The following is a 5,275-nucleotide window of genomic DNA, read 5'->3' on the forward strand; positions in this document are numbered from 1 at the left end:
AAAAAGGCGGAGGATGAGTTGCATCGGGCCAACTTGACCATTGAGGTGGCGAATCGAGAGCTGCAGCAGGCATTTGGGCGCGAACAACTTAAGGCGCGTACGGATGAGCTTACCAGACTGAACAATCGGCGATACTTTTATGAACTGAGTCGGAAACTGTTCAACTTGGCACGAAGGTACCAGACCCCACTTTCTGTTTTTATTTTTGACATTGATCATTTCAAGCAGATTAACGACAAATACGGACATCAATTTGGCGATACTGTCCTTAGGCATGTTGCTCAAGTCATCAGTGAACACGTGCGAGAAACGGATGTTCTCGCTCGCTATGGTGGCGAAGAGTTTATTGTGACACTTCCGAACACCACTGTTCATGAAGCGCTTGCCGCTGCAGAACATTTGCGTAAAGGAATAAGTGCTTCTCGCGAAATCGCCAATGGTAGAAAAATTATAGTGACGATCAGCGTGGGCGTCGCCGAAATGATGATTCACGAAGATACCCTTGATCGCCTCATTCAGCGTGCAGATCAAGCCCTGTATACTGCCAAGAATGCAGGGCGAAACTGCAGTAGATTTTTTTCTTCGGATTGTGCATATTTGCCAAAAGCTTCAAAGAGGCAGTAATAATATATGTACCAGAGCCTAATAATAAATTAACTCAATCATTAAATAACGTGAGTTCGACATAAGAATCATTACACTGCGGCTGGAAGAGCTTGAGGGAGTCTGATCTGAGCTAGTCCAATTTAATTGATGAGCTCAAAAATGATCGATTAACCCCATCCGAAAAAATAATTGTAATAATCTCCCCGGCGATAGCAGTTATCGAACCCTCTCCATATTTGCGTACCTTCACTTTTTGTCCGAGTTCAAATTTTGATTTTTTAAAAGAGGATTGAAGTTTTGGAATGATCGCCGGGTCATTTTCTTCTACAGCAACTGGAGGATTAATACAGTTGTCACAAGTACCGCAATTGGCTAAATTAAATTTTTCACCAAAATATTCCACTATATTGAGCCAGCGGCAACGAGCATTAAAAGCATAAGAAATTAACTGCTCTAACTTAATACGATCATTCTCATATCGTTGATTGTAATTTGCTGCTATCCGAACAGCATCCTCATCACTTAATTTTTTCTGAAGCAGAACATATTTACCACGCTCAACCTTTACCAACCCGTCATCACGCAGGGCTTTAAGTACAACACGTATTTTTACAGAGGGCAGTGTTTTGGCATATTTAACCAACTCAGATACTGTTTTAAGTGAAGTGGCAGATTCAATCAATGTTTGCCATAGTTGCTGAATATCTGAGGGGGTGATGTAATGGCCTGCAAGAAAGAAATTCTGAATGCGCCGATCATTATGATCAAATAGTAAAATGCATTTTGCTATTTGGTTATCCCGTCCTGCTCGGCCTGCTTCTTGATAATAAGCCTCGACAGAGGATGGCATTTGATAATGTATTACTGCTCGGACGTCAGGTTTATCTATGCCCAAACCGAAAGCGTTCGTGGCCACCATGATATTATTTGATAGTGTCATAAATTGATCTTGAGCTAGATGCCGTTGTTCCGAGCGCATCCGTCCATGATAAATTTGTACGGGATAGTTTGCTTGCCGCAAATGGCCATACACAGCCTCGGCAGCTTTCACTGTAGCAGTATAAATAATTATTGAACCTTTGACATTTTGCAATATCCGTTCAAGCTCCTCCATTTTTTCAGATTCTTTACTTACTTGTTTAACAGAAAAATGTAAGTTAGGGCGATAAACACTAGCATTGATTACCTTCATTTGCGGTCTGCCAAGCTGAGTGCAAATATCCTGAGCAACCTCTTCTGTTGCTGTAGCAGTTAAAGCGAGAATAGGAGGATTGCCGAGCGATTTAAGTACGTATGGAATTTCTAGAAAGGCTGGTCGGAAATCATGCCCCCATTGAGAGATGCAGTGAGCCTCATCAATTACCAATATATCAATCAGTATATTTGATAAATGTTTTAAAACCTCGGGCGTTTGTAACCTCTCTGGCGTTAGAAAAATGATCTCATCTTTTTCTTCAGCGATCTCATTCAGAGCCTGCATTTCATCTAATCGACTTTTTGTGCTGTTGAGTACGGCAATGTCTACCCCATGGTCTTCAAGCTTTTTGGCTTGATCGTCCATTAATGCGATTAAAGGAGAGATCACCACCGTTACTCCCGGCAAAGCCAAGCTCGAAAGTTGATAACAAAGAGACTTTCCAGCACCGGTAGGCATCACGGCTAATGTATCAATGCCTTGCAGAACGTTTTGAATGACTTTTTCTTGTCCAGGTCGGAATTCATTTAATCCGAATCGATTGCGTAATAAACGTTTGAGGCCGGTTTTAGTAAGGTTTAAACGCTTACCAGAGCGTTGACTCATAGGATAGAGGTTTTACTTATCAATGTTATATTATGATGTGGAAGGCAGAGTGGATGACCGTAAGTCTTTGAGGTTAATAATCCTTGTTCCTTCATTTATTAACTGAGGCTTACCCCAATTAACAGATCTCTCTTTCAATGCATTTAAACTTTATATTTCTTCTACAGATAAGCTAAATTTATATCCCACCTTAGCAGATAAAATTTCATTAACTTCCTCAATTTGATCAGGTATAAATCCAATGTCGTTGAAAGGATTTTTATCATGATTTTTAGGTATCTCATGATAAATAAACATATCTGGATCGGCTTTAGCTAAATCATCTTGTTTAAAGAATGAAATTCTCTTACCTGAAGGAGCTGATCTAATTACTTATGGTCAAAATTTAAAGTTGTAGCAATATTCTCTTCTGATTCAGCCGCAAAAGCTAAGTTCATCAAAGATAGCGATAAAAAAGTGCTACAACATTCAATGTAATGGATTGGGTAATAATTATGGTCAACCATCTCATTAATGGAAAGCAAAAAAATACCATCCGAAGGCGGCCTTAAGTAAGTAGCATGTCATGCCAACGGCAAATGTACACGGATTTGATCCCTCCATGAGTACGTCCATGTGCCCCGCATTACTTGCTCCAGCACTACACCCGACGTGCTGATCAATCGTTCGATAATTTCGGGTGCCAACAAGCTCAGCCGTATTACATGGCGTACTTGGGCGGTATCGATTCCCTCGGCACCTTCGTTTTCTTTTGGAAACCTTTAATTCTCGCCGATGGCTTTCAGAATTAAAGAAATTCTATTGAAGATTTTTAGGTGGCGGCAATATGAATTGGAGCTGCTCTTGCCTGCCGTTTACAATATCATCTGTTAATTGGCAAAGATAATTTATTGTAATAACTGAATAACCTGGCTCAAGCTCTTCTATCTCGCCATGCTGATTTTCAAGCATATTGATAACTGCAAAAAGTGAGCCATACTCAAGAGCAACAGTCGTGTTATGTTCATCCACAGAGGGGGCAATAATTACCTTATCTAGATAATTTAATTGCTGGGGTATTGGCGCAATAATATGAGTTTCATTCTTGTATAATAGATTATCGTATGTCCCATAATCGACCAGCAATACGCCAGAATAGTTTTTTTGATTGCAAAACTGGCGAAGAATTGTGGAGTAATCACGATTTGATTTAGCTTTGATGTTGCCATGTTCCTTTTTCATTATTAGCTCCTTGTAAAGTTGCCGCTACAATTACCGAGCTTTCATCAGGCAACCTATGTTTTAACAACGAAACAATACTTTATGGCTGCAATAACGAGGTGTTTAGCGTTGTGTAGCTAATCTATAGCTTGCCTTGCTTGATATATAGGATGAAGTTTTAGTCTAATCCGCTTGTTCCAATACGGCAGGATTGACTAAGTGTATTGATTCTATTGGTTGTTGAGAGTTGGCTTGATTGTTTAGTGATATCGACCCCGCTACTTTAATTTATTTGATTTCTTTTTGTGCGATTTGTTCTTCTTGTGATTCTAGTCTCGCGATGATGCGACCTATTGAAACATAGAGCAGTATGGGAACAATAAGAATTGCTGTGTGTGATGCCCATAATTTTAAAGGTATTCATCTTGCTAGGTTTGCTCGTTATCCACATTTTCCGTGGATAAGGCTGTGGATAACAGCCTTATCTTGAGTATGGATAATGCTTATTTTGAGTGCTATAAAAATATGCTAAAGCTTTTTTCTACCTGGCCGATAAAAAATTTGTATCAAGGTAATTCTAGTGATTGCTGTATTGATACTTATCATATTCCTTTGCAACCCGGTGGGTTGTCCTCTCTACTCACCGGGCCCTTCTCAATTCATTCGTCATTTCTAAGCTTTGAAGGTTTGTGACTGGCAATAGTCAAACCAGGAGACCTCCGCATAGTTGTATTTTTAGAGTTTTTTCTCGGTATGTGTAACTCATAAAATCAATTAGTCAAAAATACTAAATTACCCAAAAGCTAATTATGCAGAGATCTCTCTAATATTAAGTGATGATTTCTCCTCACGAATAATGATGAAACTCTTTTTCAAAAACTATTTATATCAGGGATTTAGTTTCCTTTTGCTGCTTATCTTATGTCGAACTCACGTTAAATAGTTTCATGACTGATTGCCAATTCATCTTCCAGTTTAAGTCGGGCGGATACCTGTTCAGGACTCATATCCCGTCGGATCATCCTCTCCACTTTATTCCAGTCATCCCGACTAAATCGCCTGGCTTATGCTTTTTGCCTGACACGTTTATCTCGTAATTCCTGCGCCTGTTTTGGGCGCCAGCCTCGCTGCCCTCTATTGCGCCTGAGTTCGCGTGAGAGGTAGATTGGTTCATGCCTACTTCATTCGCATCTCTCTTTGCTTAAATCCCGTTTTCCGTAATCAGTAAATCTAATATCGCTACTCACAGATAAGCTGCTGACAGTCTTTCGTCTGTGCTTCTTTTATTTGATCGTGCAAGAAGCTTAGATGTTATCGCAGCTTGCCTCTTGTTAACCTTATAAAAGTTGCACTTCAAACTTGAATCCGCCTTCTGTTAGAAACAGTTTTATTGTGCCGAAGATTTCTTCATTGAAGGTAACACTATGCGTCAATACTCAACACGCGACGAATTTCATCAGTCTTAAAACCCAGTGCCATCGGGCGGCGCATATCAGGCAACGCAACCACATCATAAAGCTCGTCAACCATGCCTTCCATGCGCAGCCAATGTACCGCATCACCGGTACGCAGGTCGATCACCTGCACACCGCAGCGTGCTTCAGCATTGCGTGATTTCAGGTTGGCATCCAACGCCAAACCGCCAAAGGTTTTATTGTGGCGTGGCTT

5 protein-coding genes are annotated in these 5,275 nt (G+C 40.5%); 1 reads left to right on the plus strand and 4 read right to left on the minus strand.

Features of this window, described 5'->3' with window-relative positions; all coding sequences use genetic code 11:
* Window positions 1-624: GGDEF domain-containing protein (locus BM122_RS20095; RefSeq protein ID WP_143083571.1), on the plus strand; the 624-nt coding region annotated here is incomplete at its 5' end.
* Window positions 625-736: 112 nt separating this feature from the next.
* On the opposite strand, the gene BM122_RS20100 is transcribed toward BM122_RS20095, so the two are convergent.
* The 4 genes from BM122_RS20100 to BM122_RS20110 form a co-directional block, all read right to left on the minus strand.
* A complete protein-coding gene (locus tag BM122_RS20100) occupies window positions 737-2,407 on the minus strand; it encodes a RecQ family ATP-dependent DNA helicase (protein WP_074907321.1) in 1,671 nt (556 codons plus the stop codon).
* A 150-nt stretch (window positions 2,408-2,557) separates the two neighbouring features.
* Entirely contained in the window at window positions 2,558-2,704 is a 147-nt protein-coding gene (locus tag BM122_RS23730) for a hypothetical protein (protein WP_177198232.1), read from the minus strand.
* Window positions 2,705-3,205: 501 nt separating this feature from the next.
* Entirely contained in the window at window positions 3,206-3,628 is a 423-nt protein-coding gene (locus BM122_RS20105) for a hypothetical protein (RefSeq protein WP_074907323.1), read from the minus strand.
* A 1,401-nt stretch (window positions 3,629-5,029) separates the two neighbouring features.
* Window positions 5,030-5,275, minus strand: a 246-nt coding sequence (locus tag BM122_RS20110; RefSeq protein WP_143083572.1) for a DUF4915 domain-containing protein, incomplete at its 5' end; no start/stop codon positions are given.

Origin of the sequence: Nitrosomonas communis (genome assembly GCF_900114745.1) — a bacterium.
GTDB classification, from domain to species: Bacteria; Pseudomonadota; Gammaproteobacteria; order Burkholderiales; family Nitrosomonadaceae; genus Nitrosomonas; species Nitrosomonas communis_A.